This window comes from Aeromonas sp. Prich7-2 (assembly GCF_017939255.1).
Lineage (GTDB): Bacteria > Pseudomonadota > Gammaproteobacteria > Enterobacterales > Aeromonadaceae > Aeromonas > Aeromonas caviae.
This window is the reverse complement of record NZ_JAGKRI010000117.1, coordinates 61,010-86,501: the sequence shown is the minus strand read 5'-3', so window position 1 is coordinate 86,501 and position 25,492 is coordinate 61,010. Positions and strand designations below refer to the sequence as shown.

General features: G+C 64.9%; 25 protein-coding genes. 11 read left to right on the top strand and 14 right to left on the bottom strand.

Going from position 1 to position 25,492, the window contains the following annotated elements; all coding sequences use genetic code 11:
- The first annotated feature begins 146 nt into the window (after positions 1-146).
- A complete protein-coding gene (gene argH / locus J9892_RS16340) occupies positions 147-1,532 on the top strand; it encodes an argininosuccinate lyase (RefSeq protein WP_200164374.1) in 1,386 nt (461 codons plus the stop codon).
- A gap of 107 nt (positions 1,533-1,639) precedes the next feature.
- Here argH and J9892_RS16335 read toward each other — a convergent pair whose 3' ends face one another.
- Positions 1,640-2,533, bottom strand: coding sequence for a LysR substrate-binding domain-containing protein (locus J9892_RS16335; protein ID WP_200164375.1), 894 nt, complete (start codon positions 2,531-2,533; stop codon positions 1,640-1,642).
- A 96-nt stretch (positions 2,534-2,629) separates the two neighbouring features.
- On the opposite strand from J9892_RS16335, the gene J9892_RS16330 reads away from it, so the two are divergent.
- From J9892_RS16330 to J9892_RS16315, 4 genes are all read left to right on the top strand, one after another.
- On the top strand, positions 2,630-2,956 hold the full coding sequence (locus J9892_RS16330) for a carboxymuconolactone decarboxylase family protein (protein WP_010675684.1): 327 nt from the start codon (positions 2,630-2,632) through the stop codon (positions 2,954-2,956).
- Positions 2,947-3,339 (top strand): tautomerase family protein, encoded by a 393-nt coding sequence (locus J9892_RS16325; RefSeq protein ID WP_200164376.1) that lies wholly within the window; start codon positions 2,947-2,949, stop codon positions 3,337-3,339. The genes J9892_RS16330 and J9892_RS16325 overlap by 10 nt, the downstream gene beginning before the upstream one ends.
- The gene (locus J9892_RS16320) at positions 3,336-3,860 is read left to right on the top strand and encodes a DUF4865 family protein (protein WP_160837693.1); all 525 of its coding nucleotides are present in this window, start codon (positions 3,336-3,338) and stop codon (positions 3,858-3,860) included. The genes J9892_RS16325 and J9892_RS16320 overlap by 4 nt, the downstream gene beginning before the upstream one ends.
- Before the next feature lie 235 nt (positions 3,861-4,095).
- Positions 4,096-4,731, top strand: a complete 636-nt coding sequence (locus J9892_RS16315; RefSeq protein WP_160837695.1) for an FMN-binding negative transcriptional regulator — start codon at positions 4,096-4,098, stop codon at positions 4,729-4,731.
- A gap of 73 nt (positions 4,732-4,804) precedes the next feature.
- On the opposite strand, the gene J9892_RS16310 is transcribed toward J9892_RS16315, so the two are convergent.
- The 10 genes from J9892_RS16310 to J9892_RS16265 all read right to left on the bottom strand — a co-directional run bounded on the left by J9892_RS16310 (position 4,805) and on the right by J9892_RS16265 (position 12,468).
- On the bottom strand, positions 4,805-5,266 hold the full coding sequence (locus tag J9892_RS16310) for a hypothetical protein (protein WP_160837697.1): 462 nt from the start codon (positions 5,264-5,266) through the stop codon (positions 4,805-4,807).
- Positions 5,267-5,465: 199 nt separating this feature from the next.
- Positions 5,466-5,678: a hypothetical protein gene (locus tag J9892_RS16305; RefSeq protein ID WP_043154852.1), complete on the bottom strand. Its 213-nt coding sequence runs from the start codon at positions 5,676-5,678 to the stop codon at positions 5,466-5,468.
- A gap of 94 nt (positions 5,679-5,772) precedes the next feature.
- Positions 5,773-6,111, bottom strand: a complete 339-nt coding sequence (locus J9892_RS16300) for a DUF1294 domain-containing protein (RefSeq protein WP_010675679.1) — start codon at positions 6,109-6,111, stop codon at positions 5,773-5,775.
- Positions 6,108-6,698, bottom strand: coding sequence for a sugar O-acetyltransferase (locus tag J9892_RS16295; protein WP_041211855.1), 591 nt, complete (start codon positions 6,696-6,698; stop codon positions 6,108-6,110). Before J9892_RS16295 ends, J9892_RS16300 begins: the two co-directional genes overlap by 4 nt.
- 89 nt (positions 6,699-6,787) lie before the next feature.
- Positions 6,788-8,047 (bottom strand): MgtC/SapB family protein, encoded by a 1,260-nt coding sequence (locus J9892_RS16290; protein ID WP_210538594.1) that lies wholly within the window; start codon positions 8,045-8,047, stop codon positions 6,788-6,790.
- A 219-nt stretch (positions 8,048-8,266) separates the two neighbouring features.
- Entirely contained in the window at positions 8,267-9,103 is an 837-nt protein-coding gene (locus J9892_RS16285) for a transporter substrate-binding domain-containing protein (RefSeq protein WP_200164379.1), read from the bottom strand.
- Complete coding sequence (locus J9892_RS16280; RefSeq protein ID WP_103858972.1) at positions 9,100-9,861, bottom strand: amino acid ABC transporter ATP-binding protein; 762 nt, start codon at positions 9,859-9,861, stop codon at positions 9,100-9,102. Before J9892_RS16280 ends, J9892_RS16285 begins: the two co-directional genes overlap by 4 nt.
- The gene (locus tag J9892_RS16275) at positions 9,858-10,520 is read right to left on the bottom strand and encodes an amino acid ABC transporter permease (protein WP_200164380.1); all 663 of its coding nucleotides are present in this window, start codon (positions 10,518-10,520) and stop codon (positions 9,858-9,860) included. The genes J9892_RS16280 and J9892_RS16275 overlap by 4 nt, the downstream gene beginning before the upstream one ends.
- 74 nt (positions 10,521-10,594) lie before the next feature.
- Entirely contained in the window at positions 10,595-11,260 is a 666-nt protein-coding gene (locus tag J9892_RS16270; protein ID WP_200164381.1) for an amino acid ABC transporter permease, read from the bottom strand.
- On the bottom strand, positions 11,257-12,468 hold the full coding sequence (locus J9892_RS16265) for a threonine synthase (RefSeq protein WP_200164382.1): 1,212 nt from the start codon (positions 12,466-12,468) through the stop codon (positions 11,257-11,259). The genes J9892_RS16270 and J9892_RS16265 overlap by 4 nt, the downstream gene beginning before the upstream one ends.
- Positions 12,469-12,683: 215 nt before the next feature.
- Here J9892_RS16265 and J9892_RS16260 point away from each other — a divergent pair, with 215 nt between their 5' ends.
- The 3 genes from J9892_RS16260 to J9892_RS16250 all read left to right on the top strand — a co-directional run bounded on the left by J9892_RS16260 (position 12,684) and on the right by J9892_RS16250 (position 18,054).
- A complete protein-coding gene (locus J9892_RS16260) occupies positions 12,684-14,831 on the top strand; it encodes a prolyl oligopeptidase family serine peptidase (protein ID WP_210538593.1) in 2,148 nt (715 codons plus the stop codon).
- 189 nt (positions 14,832-15,020) lie between these two features.
- Positions 15,021-17,180 carry an AsmA family protein gene (locus J9892_RS16255; protein WP_210538592.1) on the top strand — a complete coding sequence of 720 codons (2,160 nt, stop codon included), beginning with the start codon at positions 15,021-15,023 and terminating at the stop codon, positions 17,178-17,180.
- 139 nt (positions 17,181-17,319) lie between these two features.
- On the top strand, positions 17,320-18,054 hold the full coding sequence (locus J9892_RS16250) for an SDR family oxidoreductase (RefSeq protein ID WP_210538591.1): 735 nt from the start codon (positions 17,320-17,322) through the stop codon (positions 18,052-18,054).
- A 56-nt stretch (positions 18,055-18,110) separates the two neighbouring features.
- Here J9892_RS16250 and glnE read toward each other — a convergent pair whose 3' ends face one another.
- From glnE to J9892_RS16235, 3 genes are all read right to left on the bottom strand, one after another.
- Positions 18,111-20,984: a bifunctional [glutamate--ammonia ligase]-adenylyl-L-tyrosine phosphorylase/[glutamate--ammonia-ligase] adenylyltransferase gene (gene glnE / locus J9892_RS16245; RefSeq protein WP_349237050.1), complete on the bottom strand. Its 2,874-nt coding sequence runs from the start codon at positions 20,982-20,984 to the stop codon at positions 18,111-18,113.
- A 135-nt stretch (positions 20,985-21,119) separates the two neighbouring features.
- A complete protein-coding gene (locus J9892_RS16240) occupies positions 21,120-21,560 on the bottom strand; it encodes a GNAT family N-acetyltransferase (RefSeq protein WP_039040551.1) in 441 nt (146 codons plus the stop codon).
- 118 nt (positions 21,561-21,678) lie between these two features.
- Complete coding sequence (locus J9892_RS16235) at positions 21,679-22,929, bottom strand: methyl-accepting chemotaxis protein (protein WP_010675666.1); 1,251 nt, start codon at positions 22,927-22,929, stop codon at positions 21,679-21,681.
- 100 nt (positions 22,930-23,029) lie between these two features.
- On the opposite strand from J9892_RS16235, the gene J9892_RS16230 reads away from it, so the two are divergent.
- The 3 genes from J9892_RS16230 (at position 23,030) to nudC (ending at position 25,485) form a co-directional block, all read left to right on the top strand.
- Positions 23,030-23,782 (top strand): potassium channel family protein, encoded by a 753-nt coding sequence (locus tag J9892_RS16230; RefSeq protein ID WP_029314808.1) that lies wholly within the window; start codon positions 23,030-23,032, stop codon positions 23,780-23,782.
- A 152-nt stretch (positions 23,783-23,934) separates the two neighbouring features.
- Positions 23,935-24,540, top strand: coding sequence for a TIGR04211 family SH3 domain-containing protein (locus tag J9892_RS16225; RefSeq protein WP_010675664.1), 606 nt, complete (start codon positions 23,935-23,937; stop codon positions 24,538-24,540).
- A 165-nt stretch (positions 24,541-24,705) separates the two neighbouring features.
- Positions 24,706-25,485 carry an NAD(+) diphosphatase gene (gene nudC / locus J9892_RS16220; protein WP_161470282.1) on the top strand — a complete coding sequence of 260 codons (780 nt, stop codon included), beginning with the start codon at positions 24,706-24,708 and terminating at the stop codon, positions 25,483-25,485.
- The last annotated feature ends 7 nt before the right edge of the window (positions 25,486-25,492 follow it).

The window sequence follows — 25,492 nt, the reverse complement described above, 5'->3', positions numbered from 1 at the left end:
GAGGCCCTTTGCCATCCTCATCGGGTGTGACAAGAGCGGCTGCGCCCTGGCCGCTTCTGTGAGATAACAGGCTCGCAGAAAAACAGGGCAAGATTTCAAGTTCGACGGAGCAAGGCGCCGCCGACAACGCATTCAAGGAGAGCAGTATGGCACTTTGGGGTGGACGCTTCAGTCAGGGAGCCGATAGCCGGTTCAAGCAGTTCAACGATTCGCTGCGGTTCGACTACCGTCTGGCGGAGCAGGATATTCAAGGCTCCATGGCCTGGGCCAAAGCGCTGGTCAAGGTGGGGGTGTTGACCGAGGGTGAGCAGGCTCAGTTGCAGCAGGCGATGGAGGTACTGCTCGCCTCTGTGCAGCAGGATCCCCAGCAGATCCTGAACTCGGACGCCGAAGACATCCACTCCTGGGTCGAGAGCCAGCTCATCGACGCCGTCGGCGCCCTTGGCAAGAAGCTGCACACCGGCCGCTCGCGCAACGATCAGGTCGCCACTGACCTGAAACTCTGGTGCAAGGCGCAGGGTGAGCTGCTGCTGGGTTCCATCACTGCCCTGCAACAGGGGCTGGTCGCCTCCGCCCGTGCCAACCAGGCCGCCGTGCTGCCCGGTTACACCCACCTGCAGCGTGCCCAACCGGTCACCTACGCCCACTGGGCGCTCGCCTATGTGGAGATGCTGGAGCGGGACCATTCCCGTCTGCAGGATGCCCTCAAGCGCCTCGACACCAGCCCGCTCGGCTGCGGCGCCCTGGCGGGCACCGCCTACGCCATCGACCGGGAGGCACTGGCGCTCGACATGGGCTTTGCCGGTGCCACCCGCAACAGCCTGGATTCGGTGTCCGATCGGGATCACGTGGTGGAGCTGATGCACGTGGCGTCGCTGTCCATGGCTCACCTCTCGCGCTTTGCCGAAGATCTCATCTTCTACAACACCGGCGAGGCGGGCTTTGTCGAGCTGTCTGACGCCGTCACCTCTGGCTCGTCCCTGATGCCCCAAAAGAAGAACCCGGACGCGCTGGAGCTCATTCGTGGCAAGACCGGCCGGGTGGTCGGCGCCCAGATGGGCATGTTGATGAGCCTCAAGGCGTTGCCGCTGGCCTACAACAAGGACATGCAGGAAGACAAGGAGGGGCTGTTCGACGCCCTGGATACCTGGCACGATTGCCTCGACATGGCGGCCCTGGTGCTGATCGATCTGAAGGTCAATGGTGAGCGCACCATGGCGGCGGCCCAGGGCGGCTATGCCAATGCTACCGAGCTGGCGGACTATCTGGTGGCCAAGGGCATTCCGTTCCGCGAGGCGCACCATATCGTCGGCGAAACCGTGGTCTATGCGATCCAGGTGAAAAAGCCCCTGGAAGAACTCTCCCTCCCCGAGTTCCAGCGCTTCAGCCCCGTGGTGGGGGAGGATGTCTACCCGAACCTGGAGCTGGAAGCGACTCTGGCCAAGCGGGTCGCCAAGGGAGGCGTCGCTCGCGAGCAGATAGAGGCAGCCCTCACCGCCGCCGAAGCCTGGCTGAGCAAGCGGGCGGGTTAAGCCAAGCGGCTCGCCATGGGAACAAGAAGGCAGAACGGCAACCCCAGGGTTGCCGTTTTTTTTATGGGTACGCCTCGGCGCCGTGGGGCGCGTTGACCAGGCGCTGTTCAGCCTCTGCGTCCGGCGCTGGCCTGATGCACGGCGTCCGTGAGCAGTCGTTGCAACTGGCATCTGGCCTCGTCGGTTTCATGGCTGGCGGCGAGCAGCACCACCCCCAGGGTACCCGGTGAGGGCAGTACGCCGCCGAGGGTGGCGAGACTGGCCGGCATGCCGATGGGGGAACGCACCGTGATCCCGAGCCCGGCCTGCACGGCGGCCCAGATCCCGCCCAGGCTCTGGCTGGTGAAGGCGATCCGCCAGGGGATCCCGGCATCGTCGAGGGCGCGGATGGCCCGCGCCCGCATCAGGCAGGGGGCATCGAAGAGCACCAGGGGCAGGGGCTCCCCGCGCGCGAGCAAAGGGGCGAGGTCCCACTCGGGGTGGGCAATCCAGGCCAGTTGCACCACCTCGATGAGGGGAAGATCCTCCCGCTCTCCCTGTGGCTGCCAGGCGAGAGCCATATCGAGGGTGCCCTCCCTGATCCCCTGCACCAGGGCCCCGTTGCGATCGATGCGGGTCGTCATGCGCAGGGCCGGGTGCTGGCGACAGAGGGGCCCCAGCACGGCGGGGAGCAAAGATTCACCGAAGTCCTCCTGCACCCCGAGCCGGATCTCCCCTTGCAGCAATTCCCCTTTGAGGGCGAGCACGGCTTCGTCATTGAGCGCCAGCAGCCGCTTGGCGTAGCCCAGCAGGCGCTCACCGCTGGCCGTCGGCACCAGGTGACGTCCCTGCTTCATGACCAGATCGGTGCCGCACTGTTGTTCGAGTTTTTTCAACTGGGCACTGACCGCCGAGGTGGAGCGGCACAGCCGCTGCGCCGCCAGCGCAAAGCTGCCGCACTCCAGCCCCAGCACGTAGCTGCGCAGGGCATCGAGATCCAGGCTGGGGGGAAGGGGTGACATAACTATCCTTATAATCGGGATGATTGGTCTTGAATATTTCGATTTTTTAAATTGTAGCAGTGAGGGAGAGTGGCTTCATCCACCAAGGAGATTGCCATGACACCCGATGTTCCCGATCGCGCCACCCTGGCGCAGCTTGCCCCCCGACTCGCCCGACTGGCGGAAGAGACGCTGTTTGGCGATATCTGGCAGCGCCCCACCCTCTCGGCCCGCGAGCGCAGCCTGATCACCCTGGCCATCCTGGCGTCACTGGGCCGGGTGCAACAACTGCCCTGGCATATTGCATTCGCCCGGCAAAACGGCCTGTCCCGGGATGAGCTGGAAGAGCTGTTCACCCATCTTGCCTTCTACGCCGGTTTGCCCGCCGCAGTGACGGCCGTGGGCTATCTGCCCCCCCGCGAGGAGGTGACCCCATGCCGCTGACCCGTATCACCCTGTGCGAGGGGATGAGCGACGCACACCTGCAACAACTCAGCGCCCTCTACCACCAGACCCTGGTGGAGGTGTTCGAGGTGCCGCCGAAGGATAAATTCCAGATCCTCGAGATCTTGCCTGCCAGTGCGCTCATCTATGACCCCTACTACCAGACCGGCCGCCGGGACCAGGGTTTCATCCTCTTCCAGATCCTGGCGGGCAAGGTGCGCAGCACCGCGACCAGGGAGCGGCTTTATGCACGTCTCGCCGAGCGCCTTGAGGCCGAGCTTGGGATCCACCCCGACAACCTCATGGTGGTGATCCAGCAGACCGATGCCGAGGCGTGGAGTTTCGGCCAGGGCCGGATGTTCAGACAGGAGGTGGCCTCATGATCGCCATGCACTACCGATTCACCCTGCCCGCAGACTACGACATGGCGCTGATCGAGCAGCGGATCGCCAGCAATGGCGCCAGACTGGACGGCTTTCCCGGTCTGTTGTTCAAGGCCTATCTCTACAGCCGTCAGGACGATGGGACCCTGCCGGGGCAGGAGAACCGCTATGCCCCCTTCTATGTGTGGCACAGCGCCGAGGCGATGCACCGATTCCTGGCAAGCGAGGGATTCGCGGCACTCACCCGGCATTTCGGCTGGCCCCGCATCGAGACCTGGCATCTGGTGCGGGCGCCGGATCCGGCCTCCCTCGACGGGGCTTGCATGGCCAGGCTGCGGCGCACCAAGGTCACTTCCCACGGCGAGCTTGCCGACCTGCACGGCGAGGCCATGGTGAGCGGCTGGGATCTCACCCGATGGGAATGGCTGGAGGCGGATTTGCTCCCGTCCTTCTCATCGCCCTTGCCTGGCGGGGGCGAGATCTACCGTATTGGCTATCTGGCGAAGGGGGGAGGGGTGTAAAGCGGAATTATCTTTGTCATTGAGGTTATTTTCTCATTCACTTGGGCTGTTAAAGTGATATTTGCATCGTGAACATATGATGTTATATCGCGCTTGTGGATGATGATGTGGAATTGCGTTCACCTGCTGCAATGAACTGGCTCAGTGGGGCACATTCAGGGTGACGGCCCGCGCCGGGCAGGGCATGATCCCGCTGCAATGCGTATGGACGCGTCAACCGGATCAAGGAGTTCCCATGTACCTGCCACCCCATTTCGCCGTTACCGACCCCGAGGCGCTGCACCAGCTGATGCAGGCGCACCCTCTGGGGGCCCTGATCACCTGTGGTGAAGGGGGGCTGGATGCCAACCATCTGCCGTTCGAGTTCGATGGGGAGCAGGGGGCCCACGGTGTGCTGCGGGCCCATGTGGCCCGCAACAACCCGCTCTGGCAGGAGGTGAAAGACGGCGATGAAGTGCTGGTGATCTTCCGCGCCGCCGAGGGTTATATCTCCCCCAGCTGGTATCCTGGCAAGCAGGTGCATCACCAGCAGGTGCCCACCTGGAACTATGCCGTGGTGCACGCCCATGGCCGTATCCGGGTGAGGGACGATGCCCGCTTCGTGCGTCGCTTGCTCGCGGCCCTGACCCGTACCCACGAGGCGGGAGAGTCCATTCCCTGGAAGATGGCGGATGCACCGAGAGACTATCTCGAGACAATGGTGCAGGCCGTGGTGGGCATAGAGATCGAGATTGAGCGGCTGGTCGGCAAGTTCAAGCTGGGTCAGAACAAGGAGGCGGCGGATCGCCTGGGAGCGGCCAATGCCCTGCAGGATCGCGGGCAGAGCGCGCTGGCCGGCGCCATGCTGAACCCGCCCCCTTCACAGTCCTAGCGTGACATCTTGAGATTCGGCCCGACAAAAACGGCAACCGTCTGGTTGCCGTTTTTCATGGTTCCACTCCCGCTCACGCGCTGGCATTGAGCAGCTTGCCTACGCCTTCCCCCGGGCCCTGGGGCAGGGTTTGCTTGAAGGCATAAAGCAGCTGATCAAGGTTGAGGTCGCTGTTGCCGAGGGAGCCCTTGAGGGTGTCGAGCTCGCTCTGCAGCGCATCGAGGCGGGTGCTCTGGGTGCCGTCTGCCAACTGGGTGCGGGCGGCATCGATGGCCTGGGGCAGCGACTGGCCCGAGGATTCCTGGCCCAGGGTCTGCATCAGCGCCCCCATGAAGTGGTTGATGGCAGGGCGGTTCTGCTCGCTGTCAGCCTCCTGGATACCAAGGCGCTGGAACAGGCTCTGCACCGTGGGGGCAAGGTGCTCTTCCTGCACGGCAGGCTCGGTCTGGGCGGGCGGCGTGCCGTCGCCCAGCAGCTTGCTGCCGAGCTTGATGGCAAGGGAGGCGAGGGGAAGCAGGGTGCCGATGGCGATCATGATGTCACTCTCCGTACGACTGATGTCATGACGGAGCAGGGAACGGGCCAGCTTGGCGAGCATTCAGCCGAAAAATGGCAGGGGATTGATCCTGCTGTAAATTTCGTTTTGCCAGGCAGAGGGCGAGCGGGTGCGAACGGGGGCGGCGGCAAACCCTTGCAGCCCGGGGGCTGGTTGGTTTGCCACCCGGCTTGCCGGATCAGAGATCCTTGAACGGGCGGCGTTTCTCCTCCTCGATGACGATGGCCTCCAGATTGGCGATGCGCTCCTGCAACTCCTTGATGATCATGTCCTGCTTGCCAAGACGGTCGGTAATGCGGGCATCCCCCATCTGGTAGCGGGCGCGCTTGGTGAGATAGCTGAACGACACGCTGATAAAGACGATCAGAACGATACCTGTCCACATGGTCATGAATGACTCCTTTCAATATTTGAACGAGAGGATCTGTCTCCCGTGCTGTCGTTGTCTCATACCCAACCTTGGGCGGCAATGCCTGCCTGGTTGTTCAGAGCGGCCAGATCGGCCAGCCGAGCCAGATCCCGAGTAGCAGCAACTGCCCCCAGACGATGGCCCAGAACCGCAGGCGGTAGCTCCCTTTCTGGGTCTTGTGGCGCAGCCACTGGCGGGCGACCAGGGCGCCGGGCCAGCCGCCGCACAGCTCAAGCAGATGCAGACGGGCCTCGGGCACGCGCCAGCCACCACGAATGGCCTGGCGCTTGTCCCAGGCGTAGGCAGCCAGGGTCAGCAGGCTCATCAGCAGGATCAGGGCCAGCGGCCACCAGTTCGCATCCCGCACCCCGAGCCAGCCTGCCCAACCCAGGGGCAGCAGGGCAAGGGCCATCATGACAGGCACGCCGGATCCCGGGTCTCGCCCGGGTGTAGCGTGCGGATCACCCGGGCCGGGTTGCCCACCGCCAGGGAGTCCGCCGGGATGTCCCGGGTGACCACGGCGCCAGCCCCTATGATGGAGCGCGGCCCTATGGTGACGCCGGGGCAGATGATGGCGCCGCCGCCAATCCAGCAGTCATCGCCGATCCGCACCGGCTTGTTGTAGGCGGTCCAGTTGCGTCGCTCCAGATAGTCCATGGTGTGGGTGGCGGTGTAGATCTGCACGTTGGGGGCCAGCAGCACATGGTTGCCGATGTGCACCTCGCCCACGTCGAGTATGGTGACGTTGAAGTTGAAGAAGGTCTTCTCGCCGATGTGGATGTTGCGGCCGAATTCGCAGGTGAAGGGGGTGCTGATCCAGCAGGAGTCGGGACAGTGGGCGAAGAGGTCGCGGCAGATCTGCTGGCGCAGGACGTGATCCCCCGCCGGTGAGGCGTTGAGTCGGCTCAGCAGCGCCTGGCCGCGAATGCGGTCGTTCGCTATCTCCTCGCTCTGGCTGTCCAGGGCGCCCCCAGCCAATACCTTGTCCCAGTCGCTTGCCATGGTTATCTCCTCCTGCTGCAAGAGGGGGCAGTATACGCGACAAGGGGAGGGGGTGTCAGAGTGCCGGGCCCGTCAGGTGATCCCCGTCATCATGTCATCAGGACAAGGGGCAGGATGAGCAGGATGGAGACGAGGTAGGGGAGCAAGACCCGCCGCCCCAGGCTGCGTCCGCCAATCACCAGTGCCAGCACCCCTTTCACCAGGGAGTTGACCAGCCCGGCGAGCAGTATGCCCCTGGCGGCTACCTCCAGGGCCAGCTCCTTCTGGGCGAGCTGGGAGAGGGAGAGGGTGATGGCGTCCACGTCCGTGATGCCGGAGACCAGCGACAGCAGATAGACCCCGGAGTTGCCCACCTTGCTTTGCAGCAGGGTGGCCATGAAGCCGATGAGGGCGAGCAGCAGACCGAACTTGATGGCGGTGGCGAGATCCAGCGGGTTGCGGGTTTCGGGCTGTACCGGGCCGTCCGGCATCTCTTCCCGCTGGCGCCAGAACCAGAAGGCAAAGCCGTAGACGATGGCTGCCAGCAGCAGCAGAGGGGCGGCCAGACGCAGCGCCAGCTCTCCGTGGATGATCAGCACCAGTGCCAGCAGCCTGAGCCACATGGTGGCTCCCGCCAGCAGAATGCCGGTGGCCAGCAGCCGCTCCAGCCCTCCCTGCTCCTTGTTGAGGCGGGCAAATTGCAGGGTGAGGGCGGTGGAGGAGGCGAGCCCCGCCAGCATGCTGGTGAGCACCAGCCCGGAGCGGGTGCCGAGCAGGCGCACCGCGAAGTGACCACAGAACGAGATGCCGGCGATCACCACCACCATGAGCCAGATCTTGAAGGGATTGAAGGCATTGAGGGGACCCATCTCGGTATCGGGGAGCACCGGCAGCAGCACCAGAGAGATGAGCAGAAAACGCAAGGTGGCGTGAAACTCCATTTCGCTCAAGAACAGCATCCCCTGCTGGATCTTGCCCTTGAGCCCCATCAGGAGGGCCGCCAGCACGGCGCAGGCCACTGCCTCGCTCGGGCTCTGCAGCACCGACATCAGCCCCAGCAGATAGGTGAGCACCATGGCCACCGAGCTGGTGAGACCGAACTCCCCCTGCCAGCGCTGGGCCAGCCAGACCGAGAGGCCGCACCCCGTCACTACGCTCAGCAGACCGAGCAGGGCCAGCCAGGGCCCCAGGGTGGGCAACAGCAGGGCGCAGACCCCGCCGAGCAGACCGATGAGGCCATAGGTGCGCATCCCGGCGATGCGCTGGTTGTCTCCGAGCTGGCGCACCTGCCAGCCCCGCTCCAGCCCGATGATGAGCCCGATGGCCAGGGACACCAGGGCGCCGTAGACGGGCTCGGCCTCTATCCACATGGGTTTCTCCTCCCGCTGCCGTTTCAGTGAGGATGGCACAGGGCATCCCGGGGCAGGGGGAGCTGGCTCACAGAGCGGGTGTCCCGCCTGCCGGGGTCTTGCAAACAAAAAAAGGCGCCACCTGGAGGGGGCGCCTGGAAAGGTCAAACCTTGCGGTTTGCAGACCAACGGAACCAAAGATCACACACTTCACACTCAGCACTGCTGTGGGGGCAGGGCTCAACCCTGCCACTTGCCTCCTTCCACTATCACGTCGTTGGGATCGGTATCGGCGCTCAGCTTGTCGCGCACATACTGGTCGTAGAGTTTGAGCAGGTACTTCTCTTCCCCCAACTTGGCGAGACGGTCGTTGACCCAGTCACGCAGCTCGATATTGCCCTTCTTCACCGCCGGCGCGATGGGGTCTTCCGAGCCCAGCTTCTCGGGCAGCACCCGATAGCCCGGGTTCTCCTTGGCCCAGCTGAACAAGACCAGGTTGTCCTGGGCGTAGGCGTCGCCGCGGCCCTGGGCCAGGGCCTGCAGGGATTCGGTGTTCTTCTCGAACTTGAGCACCTTCCACTCCGGGTGGTTGCGGGTCAGCCAGATGTCGGCCGTGGTGCCGGTGGTGACGATAAGCCGCTTGCCGGCCAGATCGTCGAGCTTCTTGGCGTCGCTGCCTTCCGACACCAGCACCTGCACCGCGACCTTGAGGTTCGGGTTGGTGAAGTCCACCACCTGCCGCCGCTCCGGGGTCACAGTCATGTTGGCGAGGATGAGATCCACCTTGTCGCTCTGCAGGAAGGGGATGCGGCTGGCGGGCTCCACCGCCACGAACTCGACCTTGTTCTCGTCCCCCAGCAGATCCTTGGCGAAGCGGCGGCCGAGATCGGTGTCAAAGCCGACGTAGTTTCCTTTCTCGTCCACATAGCCAAACGGCGGCTTGTCGGTGAAGACGCCGACGATGAGCTTGTCACGGGCCTTGATCTTGGCGAGGGAACCGTCTTCTGCCTGGGCGGCGCCGCTGGCGAGGCCCAGGCCGATGAGGGCGCTAAACAGGACCGAGGTAATTATCTTCATGCTGACTCCTTTCGTTTGCTGACAGTTGTATAAGAAAACTTGGCGAGGAACTGGCGGGCACGCTGGCTGCGCGGGCTCTCGAAAAACTGATGGGGCGCGGCCTGCTCCAGGATGTGGCCGCCGTCCATGAAGACGATGCGATCCGCCACCGCCTGGGCGAACGCCAGCTCGTGGGTGACGATGAGCAGGGTCATGCCGCTGCCGGCGAGATCGCGGATCACCTCCAGCACCTCCTGCACCATCTCAGGATCCAGCGCAGCGGTCACCTCGTCAAACAGCATCACCTGCGGGTTCATGCACAGGGCCCGCACGATGGCGATGCGCTGCTGCTGGCCACCGGAGAGCTGGCGCGGATAGTCGTGGCGCCGCTCCCACAGGCCGATGCGGGTCAGCAGCTGCTCCGCCTGCAGCAGGGCCTCGGCCCGCTCCCGCTTCTGCACCTGCACAGGGCCGAGCAGCACGTTCTCCAGCACCGTCAGGTTGGGGAAGAGGTGATAGCTCTGGAACACCATGCCGATGCGCTGGCGTACCCGCTGCCAGTCGGTGCTGGCATCCAGCAACTCTCCGTCGAAGCGAATGTCGCCCCCCTGAATGGGTTCGAGCCCGTTGAGGGTGCGCAGCAAGGTGCTTTTGCCGCAGCCGCTCGGCCCCAGGATGACGATCACTTCCCCGGCGTTCACCGTGAGGCTGACCTCGTCCAGTACCCGGTGTTGGCCGAATTGTTTGCTGACAGCATTGAGCTCAAGCAGAGGTGTCATACCGCATTACCCCATTGTTGCTCCAGCCGGCGCGAGGCGAGCGAGAGCGGATAGCAGACCAGAAAGAAAAACAGGAACAGCAGACTGTAGATGAGCAGCGAGCCATAGGTGCGCTCGATGATCTGCTGGCCCACCTTGATCACCTCCACCACCCCGATCAGCACCGCCAGCGAGCTGGTCTTGATGATGCGGGTGTAGATGTTGATGGTCGGCGGCGTCAGCCGTTGCAGCGCCTGGGGCAGCAACACGTGGCGATAGAGCTGCCAGCGGGAGAGCCCGAGCGCCAGGCCAGCCTCCTGCTGGCCGCGGGCGAGGGACTTGAGACCGCCGCGCACCACCTCTCCCACCTCGCTGGCGCCCCACAGGGTCAGCACCAGCACGGCGCACCAGAAGGCCGGGATATCCAGGCCAAAGAAGATCGGCAGCCCGAAGAAGAAGAGGTAGAGCCAGACCAGCACGGGCACCACCCGAAACAGCTCCAGATAGACTCGCAACACTACCCGCGTCAGCCTTCCCCCTTGCTGGGCCAGCACGCCGTAACCGACCCCGCCCAGGGTGGCGAACAGGATGGCGAGCAGGGAGATGGCGAGGGTCTGGCCCGCGCCCACCGCCAGCAGCGGTAGCGCCTGCGTCAGCTGCTCAGTGACCGGACTGGCCATAGCGAGCCCTCCTTCTTTGTGCATGGGTGGCGAGTGACGGCGGCAGCAGGACAATAGGTGCCTTCATCAGTTGCTCAATGACCGAACTGACCATGTTGCAGCCTCCTTTCAACGACGCGCAGGGCGAGCGACAGCGGCAGAAAGATCAGCACGCACATCAAGGTCAGTACCGCCAGCATCTCGTAGGTCTTGTAGTAGAGGGCGATGTAGTTCTTGGTGGTGTAGAGCAGTTCCGGCACCGCCACCGCCGAGGCCACCGTGGTCTCTTTCAAGAGGAAGATGAAATTGGCAAACAGCGCCGGCAGGCTGGCGAGCCAGGCCTGGGGCAGCTGCACGTGGCGTAGCAGTTGCCAGCGGGAGAGGCCGATGGCCCGCCCCGCCTCCAGTTGGCTGGGGGGGATTGCCTGAACGCCTGCCCGCAGCGCCTCGGTCAGGTAGCCGCCGCCGAGGAAGGTCATGGCGATCACCGCCGTGGCAAAGCCCGACAGCGACAGACCGAGCGCCGGCAGCCCGAAGTAGAGAAAGAACAGCTGGATCAAGAGCGGCGTGTTGCGGGCCAGCTCCACATAGGCGCGGATCACCCCGCTCAGCCAGGGCTTGTGCAGGCTCAGCAGGGTCACATTGAGCAGCGCCACGGCGAGCGAGGTGAGGATCACGATGGCGCCGAGCTGCAAGGTAACCCAGACCGATTGGCCGAACGCCGGCAGGGTGGAGAGAACAAAAGACCAGTCGAAGCTCATGCCGGGATCCTCCCGTCGCGGCGCAGCCGCTGGGGCACGACCGTGATGGCGTCCGGGTACTTGATGCCGGCGCCGGTGTTGAGCACCACCACCCGCTCGCCTCCCTGGATCCAGCCCGCTTCCCGCAGCTGGCGGGCGGCGGCGAAGGCGGCCGCCCCTTCCGGGCAGACGAAGCAGCCCTCCTGGGAGGCGAGTTGACGCAGCTCGCGCTGGATGGCGCCATCTTCCACCGCGACGGCGCAGCCCTCGGTGCGATAGAGGGCGTCCAGCACCAGAAAATCCCCCAGCGCCTTGGGCACGTTGATGCCGAACGCCAGGGTCTGGGAGTCGGGCCAGAAGCGCGATTCGCGCTCCCCCTGCTGCCAGGCCTGGACGATGGGGGCGCAGCCGCTCGCCTGCACCGCCACCAGGCGCGGCAGCGGCCCCTGCACCCAGCCCAGCTCCTGCAGTTCCCGCAGCGCCTTGTAGATGCCGATGAGACCGACGCCGCCGCCGGTGGGGTAGAGGATCACGTCCGGCAGGGTCCAGCCGAGCTGCTCGGCGATTTCAAACCCCATGGTCTTCTTGCCCTCGATGCGATAGGGCTCCTTGAGGGTGGAGGCATCGAACAGCCCCTGCTCGGCCACCGCCTCGGCCACTTGGCGACCGGCGTCGCTGATGAGGCCGTCCACCAGATAGAGGCGGGCACCGGCCAGGGCGCTCTCCAGTCTTGTGATGGCGGGGGCCGCCTGCGGCTGGACTATGGTGCTGAGCAAGCCGGCGCGGGCGCCGTAGAGTGCCCAGGCCGCACCGGCGTTGCCGTTGGTGGGCATGGCGAAGTGGGTGATGCCGAGCTCCCGGGCGCGGGAGACGCCGACCGCGGCGCCGCGGGCCTTGAAAGAACCGGTGGGGATGATGCTCTCATCCTTCATCCAGAGATCCGGAATGCCGATCTGTTTGCCGAAAGCGGGCAGGGGCAGCAGAGGGGTGAAGCCTTCCCCCAGGGTGATCACCTGGGCGGGGTCGCGCACCGGCAGCAGCTCGTGGTAGCGCCACAGGCTGGCGGGGCGCCCCAGCAGCGCGGCCGGGTGCCAGGCCTGTTTCAGGGCCTCGAGGTCGTAACTGGCCAGCAAGGGGGCACCGACCGGGCTCAACTGCTGGGGCTGATCGGCATCCACTATCTCGCCGGTCTTGCTGCAACGCAGATGTGATAGGTAGCTGTACGGCATGCTTTATCCTGAATGGCTCACGTTGGCTGGTGTCTTATTCCATCCTGTGACCCAAGGGCCGGATAACAAACAAAATAAAGCGGCAAACTTAAGCGAAAAAATTCATATGGCTCCCCCGTGTCGGCGGGCCATCCTCTGCCACCGGTCGGGGGGTTGGGCCATCCGGCGCGCTTTGTTAACCTGCCCGCTCACTCAAACCGCAGGGAGCCGCCTCGATGCGAGCCATTGTCAGCCTGCTGGCCCTGTCACTGCTCTGTGCGTGCAGCGGCCAGCCAACCAGAGAGGATGCCATGTCAGGGAATACGCGCCTTCACTACCCCGTCACCCGCCAGGGTGAGCAGGTGGATCACTATTTCGGCCAGGCCGTGGCCGACCCCTATCGCTGGCTGGAGGATGATCGCAGCCCCGAGACCGAAGCCTGGGTCAAGGCCCAGAACCGGGTGACTCAGGGTTACCTGGCGCAGATCCCGTATCGCGCCGCCATCAAGGAGAAGCTGGCCGCCTCCTGGAACTACGCCAAGGAGGGGGCGCCGTTTCGCGAGGGGCGCTACCACTACTTCTTCAAGAACGACGGCCTGCAGAACCAGAACGTGCTGTGGCGCCAGCTGGAGGGCAAGCCGGCCGAGGTGTTCCTCGATCCCAATACCCTCAGCCCCGACGGCACCACGGCGCTGGATCAGCTGAGCTTCTCCCGTGATGGCCGCATCCTGGCCTACTCCTTGTCGCTGGCGGGCAGTGACTGGCGCGAGATCCACCTGATGGACGTGGAGAGCAAGCAGCCGCTGGAGGCGCCCCTCAAGGACGTGAAGTTCAGCGGCATCAGCTGGCTCGGCAACGATGGCTTCTTCTACTCGAGCTACGACAAGCCGGATGGCAGCGAGCTGTCGGCCAAGACCGATCAGCACAAGGTCTATTTCCACCGGCTCGGCACGGCGCAGGAGGATGACCGGCTGGTGTTCGGCGCCATCCCGGCCCAGCACCACCGCTACGTGGGGGCGACCGTCACCGAAGATGACCGCTTCCTGCTCATCTCGGCGGCGAACTCCACCTCCGGCAACCGCCTCTATGTGAAGGATCTGGGCCAGGAGAACGCGCCGCTGCTAACGGTGCAGGGGGATCTGGAGGCGGACGTGAGCCTGGTGGACAACCAGGGCAGCAGCCTTTACCTGCTGACCAACCGGGACGCCCCCAACGGCCGGCTGGTGACGGTGGATGCCGCCAACCCGGGCCCGGCCCACTGGCGGGATCTCATCCCCGAGCGTCAGCAGGTGCTGACGGTGCACAGCGGCAGCGGCTATCTGTTCGCCGAGTACATGGTGGATGCCACCGCCCGGGTCGAGCAGTTCGACTACGAAGGCAAGCGGGTGCGCGAGGTGGCGCTGCCCGGCCTTGGCAGCGTCAGCGGCTTCAACGGCAAGCACGATGATCCCGCCCTCTACTTCGGCTTCGAGCACTATGCCCAGCCGCCGACTCTCTACCGGTTCGAGCCCAAGAGCGGCGCCATCAGCCTCTATCGCGCCTCGGCGGCGCCGTTCAAGCCGGAGGATTACGTTTCCGAGCAGCGCTTCTACCAGAGCAAGGACGGCACCCGGGTACCGCTCATCATCAGCTACCGCAAGGGCCTCAAGCTTGATGGCAGCAACCCGACCATCCTCTACGGCTACGGCGGTTTCGACGTGAGCCTGACCCCGAGCTTCAGCGTATCGGTGGCCAACTGGCTGGATCTGGGGGGCGTCTATGCGGTGGCGAACCTGCGCGGGGGCGGCGAGTACGGCCAGGCCTGGCACCTGGCGGGCACCCAGCAGAACAAGCAGAACGTGTTCGACGATTTCATCGCGGCGGCCGAGTACCTCAAGGCCGAGGGCTACACCCGCACCGATCGGCTGGCGATCCGAGGTGGCTCCAACGGCGGTCTGCTGGTGGGGGCGGTCATGACCCAGCGGCCGGATCTGATGCGGGTCGCCCTGCCGGCGGTGGGGGTGCTCGACATGCTGCGCTACCACACCTTCACCGCCGGGGCGGGCTGGGCTTATGACTACGGCACCAGCGCCGACAGCGAGGCGATGTTCGACTACCTGAAGGGCTACTCGCCTCTGCACAACGTCCGACCCGGGGTCAGCTACCCCTCGACCCTGGTGACCACGGCGGATCACGACGATCGGGTGGTGCCGGCCCACTCCTTCAAGTTTGCCGCCACCCTGCAGGCCGACAATGCCGGCCCCCATCCCCAGCTCATCCGCATCGAGACCAATGCTGGGCACGGGGCGGGCACGCCGGTGGCCAAACTTATCGAGCAGAGTGCGGACATCTATGCCTTCACCCTGTACGAGATGGGCTACAGGGAGCTGCCGCGTCAGCCTTGATCCGGGCGAGACGGGCGCCAGCCATCCACTATCATCAGGGCCCTGCGGGGCCCTTTTTATTGCCGCGTGTTTGAACGTGGGCCTGCGACCATCCCTGTCTCGCCGCTGGCCCGTTTTGGCAGACGGGCCCCATCTGTCATCCCCCCGGTGGTATAGTCAGCCACAAGATCCGCATTCAAGGAGTCCATCGTGAAGAAGATCATCTACATCCTGCTGGGGTTGGCGCTGGCGGCCGTGGTGGCCATCGCCGCCCTGGTGTCCCTCATCGATCCCAACCAGTTCAAGCCCCAGCTGGTGGAACAGGTGCGCAAGAGCACCGGCCGCGAGCTGGTGATACAAGGGGATATCGGCTGGCGTTTCTGGCCAAGCCTGGGCCTCTCCCTCGAGCAGGTGGCGCTGCGCAACCCCGCCGGCTTTGCCGAGCCCGATCTGGTGCGCTTCGAGCAGGGTGAGGCCTCGTTAGGCTTGCTGCCGCTGCTCTCCCACCGGCTGGAGATCGGCAAGGTGACCCTGAGCGGCGCCCATCTCTTTATCCAGACCAAGGCTGACGGCAGCTCCAACCTGAGGGATCTGCTCAAGGCCTCCGCCGAGCCCAAGGGGGAGGCGACAACCTCCGAGCCTGCCGCAACGACGCCACCAGCCGCCAGTGACAAGCAGCCCTGGCAGATCAGCCTGCAAGGAGTGGAGCTGCAACAGGCCAGCGCCCTGCTGCAGGACGATCGCAACGGCACCGTCTCTCGTCTCGAACAGCTGGACCTGAACCTGGGCCAGCTGGCGGTCGATCAATGGGTACCGGTGACCCTGGCCGCCAAGGGGGCCCAGGGTGAGCTGGCGTTTGATCTCAAGGGGTCGGCCCAGCTCAAGCTGGTGCCCGATGCCAGCCGCAGCGAGCTGAAAGATGTCGCACTGGCGGGGAGCCTGAGCGAACCGACCCAGCGGCTGGATGCCTTCTCCCTCAAGGCCGACCGGTTGGCGCTGGGGCAGTGGAGCAGCCTCACCCTCAGTCTGCAAGGGGCACAGGGGGCAGCGGACAAGCCGACCCTGGCCGGTACGCTGGAGGGGACCCTCAAGGCGCGCCTCGATGAAAACCGGCAACTGCTGGAGATATCGGATGCCGTGCTGGCCGCCAAGCTGAGCGGCGATGTCCTGCCGCGCCCGCAGATGCAGGTGAAGTTGGCGGGCTTTGCCCGCGCCGAGCTGGACAAGCAGGTCGTCACCCTCAGCAACCTGGTGATGGGGGTGGATGATGCTCTGCTGAGCGGCAACGGCAGCGTGCAGTTGGGCGCCGTGCCCAGGGTAGGGTTTGACCTCAAGGGAGAGAAGCTGGATCTCGACGGTTGGCTCGGTCAACCGGCCAAGGCTGCACCTGTGGCCGCCACCTCGGGCGCCGCAGCTCCGGCCGGAGCACCGGCACAGACCGCTGCGCCCGCCGCCCAGGCGCTCTCCACGGTAGAGCCTGATCTGACCGCCCTCAAGTCGGTGGGCCTGGCTGGCCGCCTGCAACTGGGCAGCCTGCGCCTCAAGGGGCTGGATCTGAGCGCCGTGGATCTGCAACTGGCCCTAGCCGGTGGTCAGCTCACCCTCAAGCAGTTCAGTGCCGGGGTGGCCGGTGGCCAGGTGACCGCCAGCGGCGTGCTCGATGCCCGTCAGCAACCCGCCCGCTATCAGGTGCATAAGCGGGTGCAGGGAGTCGATGTGCGGCCCCTGCTGCAGACCCTGGCCCAGACAGACCTGCTGGAAGGCAAGGGGGATCTGGAGGTCGAGGCGCAGGGCTCAGGCCTCTCCGAGCAGGCGCTGCGCAGCCGGATGCAGGGCAAGGTGAACCTCAAGTTGAGCGATGGCGCCCTGCACGGCATCAACCTGGCGGAGATGATCCGCGAGGCGCGGGCCACCCTGACCGGCAAGGGGGCGGATCAGGTGAAGGAGGTGCGCAAGACCGACTTCAGCGCCCTCACCGCCAGCTTCCAGATTGCCAACGGGATTGCCAGGAGCGATGACATCCAGCTCTTTGCCCCCGCCCTGCGGGTGAAGGGGCAGGGCCAGACCGCCCTGGTGCCGGAGACCCTCGACTTCCTGTTCCTCACCTCCGTGGTGGAGAGCAGCAAGGGGCAGGGGGGCAAGACGGTGGACGAGCTCAAGGACATCACCATACCGGTGCGCATCGGCGGCCACTGGCAGGCGCCGAGCTACAAGCTCGACGTGAAGGAGCTGCTCAGCAACAACAAGGTGCTGGAGGAGAAGGCCCGCAAGGAGGCCGAGCGCGGTCTCAAGAAGCTGCTGGGTGACAAGGCCGACAACGAAGGGGTGAAGGGGGTGGCGGACCAGCTGCTCAAGGGCCTGTTCAAATAGCCAGCCTCCCGTTGTTGTCATCAAGAGCCCGCCCCGTGCGGGCTCTTTGCTGTGGTGCCGGGCGTTACGGGACGAGGTGTGGTCGGCAACATGAGGTACTATGCGAAATAGTCTTCGAAACCGGGAATCAGGAGGGTTCATGAACAAACGGGTGCTGATCACCGGCGGCGGCAGAGGTATCGGGGCCGCGACAGCCCGCTATCTGGCGGCGCAGGGTTACCATCTCTGTCTCAACTATCGTCAGGACAGGGCGTCCGCCGAGGCGGTGGTGGCCGAGATCCTGGCCACCCATCCGGTCGAGTGCATTGCGGTGCAGGCCGATGTCAGCGTGGAGGCCGAGGTGGTGCGCCTGTTCAAGGAGATGGACGCGCGGCTCGGCCCCGTTACCCACCTGGTGAACAACGCCGGCAGGTTGCAGCCCCAGATGCGGGTGCTGGAGATGAGCGCAGAGCGCATCAACCAGACCCTGACCACCAATGTCACCAGCTGCTTTCTCTGCTGCCGCGAGGCGGTGCGCCGCATGACGGCGGGGGGCGCCATCGTCAACGTCTCTTCCGCCGCCGCGCGCCTGGGCTCCCCCGGGGAGTACGTGGATTATGCCGCCGCCAAGGGGGCCGTCGACGTGCTGACCAGAGGCTTGTCGCTGGAGCTGGCGGCTCAGGGGATCCGGGTCAACGGGGTGCGTCCGGGTTTCATCTACACCGACATGCATGCCGACGGCGGCGAGTCCGGCCGGGTGGACAGGATCAAGGGGGCCATTCCGCTGCAACGGGGCGGTCAGCCGGCCGAAGTGGCCACCGCCATCGCCTGGCTGCTGTCGGACGAGGCCTCCTATGCCACCGGCACCTTTATCGATGTGGCAGGCGGGCGCTAGGTCATCTTCAACAAGCCTTTCGTCAACGAGAAGGGGCGCCATGGCGCCCCTTCTGCTTATTCTCCCAGCAGCTGTTGCCAGACCGCCAGCACATGGCCACGCTCTCGCGGCAACTGATCGTCCCCCACCTTGCGGGAGATCTCCGAGAGGTTGAGGCGATGGCCGAGGTTGCGGATCTCCAGATAGGCCTGCTTGAGCCCCTCTGCCTGCTCCAGTGTGAGTACCCCCGCCATCACGCACTCATCGAAGATGCGCACATTGTCTGACCAGCGGGTGAGGGCGTCCGGCTCACCGCAGGCGTGGGCCAGCACCAGGTACTGGGCGATGAACTCGATGTCCACCATGCCGCCGGGGGACTGCTTGAGATCGAACTCTCCCTCTCCCGCCTTGAGCAGGTGATCCCGCATCTTCTGGCGCATCTCCCGCACTTCGCGGGCCAGGGTGGGCAGATCCCGCTCCTTGGCCAGCACGTCGCGGCGGATGCGGGCAAATTCGGCGACCACGGCATCATCGCCATAGATGGGACGGGCTCGCACCAGGGCCTGATGCTCCCAAGTCCAGGCTTCCTGCTGCTGGTACTGCTCATAGGCCGACAGCGATGAGACCAGCAGGCCTGAGTCGCCGGAGGGGCGCAGCCGCATGTCGATCTCGTAGAGGATGCCGGACGGAGTGCGGGTGCTGAACAGGTGCAGGATCCGCTGGGCGAGGCGCAGGTAGAACTGGCGGCTGTCGATGGGCTTGCGCCCGTCGGTGTAGCTGTTGGGGTCGCCGCCGTGCAGGAACACCAGATCCAGATCCGAGCCGTAGCCCAGCTCGATGCCACCCAGCTTGCCGTAGGCCACCACCGCAAAGCCGCGCTCACCGCTCACCGCCACCTCGGGCGGCACCCCGTAGCGTTCGCTCATCTGGGCCCACGCCTGATTGACCACCTCCTCGGTGATCGCCTCCGCCAGCCAGGTGAGGTGGTCGCTCACCTTCATCAGCGGCAGGGCACCAGCGATGTCGGCGGCGACGATGCGCAGCAGCTGCACCTGCTTGAACTGGCGCAGCGCCTCCATCTGTTGTTCCACGTCCTCCTCGGGGATGCGCAGCAGGAACTGGCGCAGCTGGGGCTTGTACTGATCCAGCGGGGTGGGGTGGTAGAGGTGCTGGGGATCCAGCAGCTCGTCCAGCAGGATGGGGTAGCGGGCCAGCTGCTCGCTCACCAGGTTGCTCTCGTCACACAGGCGTACCAGCTGGCGCAGGGCGGCGGGGTTTTCCGCCAGCAGTTGCAGATAGGCGCTGCGGGTGAAGATGCGAGTCAGCAGGGTGCAGACCCGCTCGAACAGGCGGGCAGGCTCGCGGCTCGCCACCACCAGGCGCAGCAGCTCCGGCATCAGCCAGTCCAGGGCGATGCGCCCCTGGGGCCCCACCTGACGGCGCTTGTACTCCTCCTTGAAACGCAGCAGGGCGGCGCAGAGGGGGGCGGGCTCCACCACTCCCTGCGTGGTCAGCAGTTTTTCCAGCTCGGCGGCATCAAGCTCGGTGCGCCAGAGATCGAGCCAGAGCTGTTCCAGGTGGGCGGGGGCCTCCTTCTCTTCTCCCACCACGGCGACGAACTCCTGATGGACGGCGGCCATCTCCTCATCGAGGTGGGCCATGAAGGCGTCCCAGTCGGTAAAGCCGAGGGTGGCGATGAGCCGTTGGCGATCCCGATCCTCGGTGGGCAGGGTCTGGGTCTGCTGATCGCCGATCTCCTGCAAGATGTTTTCCACCCGGCGCAGGAAGCGATAGGCGGTGAGCAGGCGTTCGCACTGGCTCCCCTCCAGGGCACCCCCCTGGGCGATGGCGGCCAGCGCCTCGGGCAGGTGGCGTACCCGCAGGGCGGGCTCGCGCCCGCCACGGATGAGTTGCAGCGCCTGGGCGATGAACTCCACCTCGCGAATGCCCCCGGCCCCCAGCTTGATGTTGCCCTCCAGTCCCTTGCGGCGCACCTCGGCGGCGATCATCGCTTTCATCTGGCGCAGGCCGTCGATGACGCCGAAGTCGATATAGCGGCGGAACACGAAGGGGCGCAACAGTTCGGTCAGGGCCATGGCGTGTTCGCACTGGGGGCCCAGCACCCGCGCCTTGACCATGGCGTAGCGTTCCCAGTTGCGGCCGTGATGCTGGTAGTAGTCCTCCATGGCGGCGAAGGAGATGGCGAGCGGCCCCGCATCGCCAAAGGGGCGCAGCCGCATGTCGACCCGGAACACCTGACCATCCTGGGTGGGCTGGTGGAGGGCGTTGATGAGACGCTGCCCCAGCTTGATGAAGAACTGCTGGTTGGCGAGCTCCCGCCGACCGCCAACGGTGTAGCCGTTCTCGGGGAAGGTGAAGATAAGGTCGATGTCCGAGGAGAAGTTGAGCTCGCCGCCGCCGAGCTTGCCCATCCCGAGGATGAGCAGCGGCTGGGGGTTACCATCGCCGTCCATGGGGGTGCCCAGCTCGCTGCACTGTTTGGCGTAGAGCCAGTCGCGGGCTCCACAGATGAGGGCATCCGCCAGCTTGGTGAGATGGATGAAGCTCTCTTCGACCTCGGACTCCCCGAGCAGCTCGCGCCAGGCGATCACCAGCATGCGGCTGCGGCGGAACTGGCGCAGGATGCGCTTGAGCGCCTCCTCGTCCGCGACCTCGGCGAGCAGGGCTGCGAGTTCAGGTTCATAGGCGGGCCAGCGCTCGGCCCGGGTCAGTGCGTCCGATGCCAGGGTCTCGGCCAGCAGCCCCGGCTGCTTGATGAGGGAGTCGGCGACAAAGTCGGAGAGGCCGAGCAGGGTCAGCAGGGTCTGGCGGGTGGGCTCGGGCAGTGCGTCATACTGGGGCGCCAGGGCGAGCAGCCGCTGCCAGTGGCGCATGGCCTGCTCCTGCAACAAGGGAGAGAAGGCGGAGAAAGAGGGAGAGTGCTGGGCCACGGTTGCCATCCTTGTGGTTGACGAGTCTGCAGGGAGAGTGAAATGCCGGCTGCCAATCTAGCACTCCCGGGCGCTGGCGTCACAGCGCCGCTGCCCGGAAGGTGATCCGGCGACGGATCTGGCGATCGGCCGGGCTCAGGGGCGCCGGTAGATCTCGGGGTCGTAGATTTCCATCAGGCTGCCGGGGCTTCTCGGCGGCACAAAACCGAAACCGGCGTAGAGGCCGTGGGCATCGGAGGTGGCGAGGGAGAGACGGCGCAGCCCTTGCAGCTCCGGGTGGGCGAGGATGGCGGCCACCAGGGCCTTGCTGTGACCGCGCCCGCGATGTTCGGGCAGCACGAAGACGTCGGCGAGATAACCGAAGGTGGCCTTGTCGGTGATGACCCGGGCGAAGGCGACTTGCTGGCCGTCGAGATAGGCTCCGAAGCACAGGGAGTGGTTGATGGCCCGCTGCAGGGTAGCGAGGGGAATGCCGAGGCACCAGTAGGCCTCTTCACTGAGGAAACGGTGAATGAGCGGGACGTCGAGGCGCCCCTTGTCGTCGCTTATCTCAAGCGCAGGTTCTGTGGTCTGCATCCTGGCTCCTTGCCGTGATGAAAAAAGAAAGGCCCCTAAGGGGGCCTTCCAGTGTACTCAAATCACGACCTCAGGCCAGCCTGAAGGTTTGACGATGGGCGCCAGCATCAGGCCAGCATCAGGCTAGCTTGAAGGCCTGGATATGGCTGTCCAGCGTCTGGCTGTGGTGTTCCACCAGTTCGGAGGCATCTTTCAGCTCCCGCAGCACCACGACGGAGCCTTCCACCACCTGTTTGACCTGCTCCAGGTTGGCATTCATCTCCTCGGCGACCGAGCTCTGCTGCTCGGAGGCGGCGGCGATCTGGCGGTTCATGTCGGCCACTCCTTGCACCCGTTGCACTATGGTGTCGAGCTGGGTGCCTGCCTGGGTCACCTGCTCCACCCCCTTGTCCGCCTGCTGCACGCTCTCGGCCATCAGGCCGACGGCCTGGCGGGCGTTGCCCTGAAGCTGCTCGATCATCTTCTGGATCTCGACGGTGGCCGCCTGGGCACGGTTCGCGAGTTCGCGCACCTCGGAGGCGACCACGGCAAAACCGCGACCCGCCTCACCGGCGCGGGCGGCCTCGATGGCGGCGTTCAGGGCCAGCAGGTTGGTCTGCTCGGAGATGCTGCGGATGGTGTCCACCACGGAACCAATGCGATCGACCCCGTGCTCCACTTCGTTGACCACGGTGGAGGAGCGCTGGATGTTGCCGGAGAGAGTGTCGATGGTGTTGACGGTAGCCGCCACGCAGCGGCTGCCCTCCTCGGCCAGCTGGCTGGTTTCGGCGGTGGCGTGGGACGCCTGCTCCGCGTGGTTGGCCACTTCTCGAATGGCACCTACCATCTGGCTCATGGCGCTGGCAAGCTGCTCAATCTGGGTGAACTCCTCGTTGATGGCCTCGTTCGCCTCATCCATGCAGAGAGTCACCTGGGAGGCGATCTCGTTGAGCTCCTTGCAGGCGGCACGCTGGGTCCCGAACACCTCCTTGAGGTTCTCCTGGGAGTGGGCCACCGCCTTGGCGATGTCGCCGAACTCGTCCCGGGACTTGAGCAGCACGCTGTGGCTGAGATCCTTGTTGGCGAAACGCTCCAGCAGCCCCACCAGGTAGTGGACCTGCTTGACCATGAGGCGGGAGCCGGTGAGCAGCAGCACCACGAAGACGACCCCCATGAGCGCCGTCTCCACCAGCCCGGTCCAGAGCAGGCGATCGGCGATGGTGTTGGCCATGGCGGCATCAATGCCCTCGCTGAGCAGGGTCGCTTCCAGGTTGCTGGCATCGAACCAGAGTTTGGCCAGCAGCAGCAGGGTGCTGAACACCATGAGCAGCACCACCTTGGGCACCAGTCGGATGTTGCTCATGCGCCTCTCCAGCGGGTTCAACTGCATAATTTTTCTCCTTTCAACGTCCATTATTCCTTTGCCGTCATAGCCATCGGCATTATCTTCCTTTTTATTAATTTGCACCGTGCTTAAAGTTGGAAAATGTATGCGACATCACTTAACTCATTTGCGTACCATGGATCTGCTGATGGGGTTTCTCTCCGTGATTTCGGTTTGCCTGGTGGCTGCTCGCTGGCTGGGGCACGGTGAACTGAGCCCCCAGACTTTGCAGCTCTTTTATGATGTCGACAGCCTGATCTGCTACTTCTTCCTCGCTCACTTCGCCTATGGCTGGGCGCGCGCCTCCGACAGGATGGCCTTCTTCAAGAGCAACTGGTTCTATCTGCCCGGCAGCCTGCCCATGGTGGAACAACTGCGTTGGGCGCGGCTCATCCAGCTGTGGCGGGTTTACCAGTTGCTCCGGGACAGACCGGATCTGCTGGCCATGTTCCGTCGTGAACGCAACGAAACCACCCTCTCCGGCATTCTCTTCCTCTTCTTTCTGTTGCTGGGGGTCGGCTCCGGCGTCATGTACTGGCTGGAAACGGGGCAACCCGGCAGCCAGATCCAGACTCCTTACGATGCCTTCTGGTGGACGCTGGTGACCCTCTCTACCGTGGGATACGGGGATCTGGTGCCCAAGACGGAGGAGGGGCGCTTCGTCGCCAGCCTGCTGATCCTCTTTGGTGTGGGGTTGTTTGGCGCCCTCAGCGGCTTCATGGCCAGCCTGTTCGTCCATCCCGGCAAGACCAACGACGACACCGCTGTGTGGCGACGCCAACAGAGCGAGCAGCAGGCGCAACTGCTCAAAGAGCTCAAGGCCCTGCGCGCCGAGGTGCAGGCGCTGAAACAGAAGTAGGTGCGACGTCTGGAATGGTCGCGTGGCAAACCGGCGGCGCTGCGAGACAGCTCTCACTCGGGGAGATGGCGCTTTTCTTTGCTTGTCCTTTGACCCGCAGGCGGCTTAACATTCGGCCTGCAACCTAATCCAACGAAGAGAATCGATCGACCATGCGCGCCCTTCTCGGGATCCTGATCTGCTTGTGTGCCCAACAGGCACTGGCCGATACCCGCTATGTTTCAGACAACATCTTTACCTATATCCACAACGGTCCGGGTACCCAGTACCGGATCCTCGGCAGCGTCAAGGCCGGTGAGCCGCTGGAGGTCAAGGCGGTGAACCAGGAGGCCGGATTCACCCAGGTGGTGGACGGTCGTGGCCGCGAGGGCTGGATCAAGAACAGCGAGCTGCAGGGGGAGATCAGCCTGCGTGAACGCCTTCCCCAGGTTCAGAAAGAGCTGGACGAAGCCAAGGCCCGTCTGCTGAACCTCAATGGCGACAACGAGAAACGCTTCGCCGAGAAGGATGGCAAGATCGCCGAGCAGAGCAAGGAGATCGCCAGCCTCAAAGCCCGTCTGGACAGCCAGAGCGCCGAGATGAGCAGCCTCAAGGAACAGAACGACGCCCTGACCCAGAGCTATGACAACCGTGAGCACGACATGCAGATGGACTGGTTCATCCGCGGTGGTGCCATGGTGGGGGGCGGCATCCTGCTCGGGATCCTCCTGCCCATGCTCCCGCGCCGTCGCAAGAGCAGCGAGCGCTGGATGAACTGATCGCCCGGGCGGTCAACAGAATGAAAGGTCGCCAGAGGCGGCCTTTTTTCATGGTGTGTCTGGCGAGAAGAGGGCCATGTCGGGGGTCGCCATCGGCCCTTCCCGCTCGTAAGATGAGGCAACCGATCCTGTGCCGCGCGCATTCTCAACAAGAGCCTTCATCATATGTCATCAACTGAACAGGCCTTCTGGTTCGTGCTGGGGGGCGATCACCTCGTCCTGCTGGATGAACAGGGGCGCATTCCACAAGGGCCCCGCGCCGTTTTGCCCACCCATCTGCACACCGCCCCTTTCGAGCGCTTCGACGAGTGGGACGGCCTGCCTTGCCATCTGCTGGATCTGGGGGGCGAGGCGGAGACCGGGGCCATGGCCCCGCTGCGCCAGCTCATGGTGGCGGGGGACGAAGAGGGCTTTCGCCTCGCAGGGCGGGCCTGGCAGCTTGCCACTTTTCGCCGTACCCATCGTTTCTGCGGTGAGTGCGGCGCCCCCATGACCCCGAGGGAAGGGGAGTGGGCCCAGGGGTGTCATCACGGCCATGTCGTCTATCCGCGCATCTCCCCCTGCATCATCGTCGCGGTGCGCAAGGGGCCGGCCATCTTGCTGGCAGCCCACCGCCGTCACTATCAGGCGGATGATCCCATGTATACCGTGCTGGCCGGCTTCGTGGAGGCAGGGGAGAATCTGGAGCAGTGCGTGGCGCGGGAGGTGTTCGAGGAGAGCGGCATCCGGGTGCGCAATGTGCGTTACGTGGCGAGCCAGCCCTGGCCCTTCCCCCACAGCCTGATGATGGGCTTCACCGCCGACTACGAGAGCGGCGAGATCCGGGTGCAGGATGACGAACTGGTGGCGGCAGGCTTCTTTGAGGCTGACCGGCTGCCGCGCTTGCCCCCTCATGGCACCATAGCGCGCCGGCTCATCGAACAGTGCCTCGCCGAGGCGCGTTGAGGGAAAA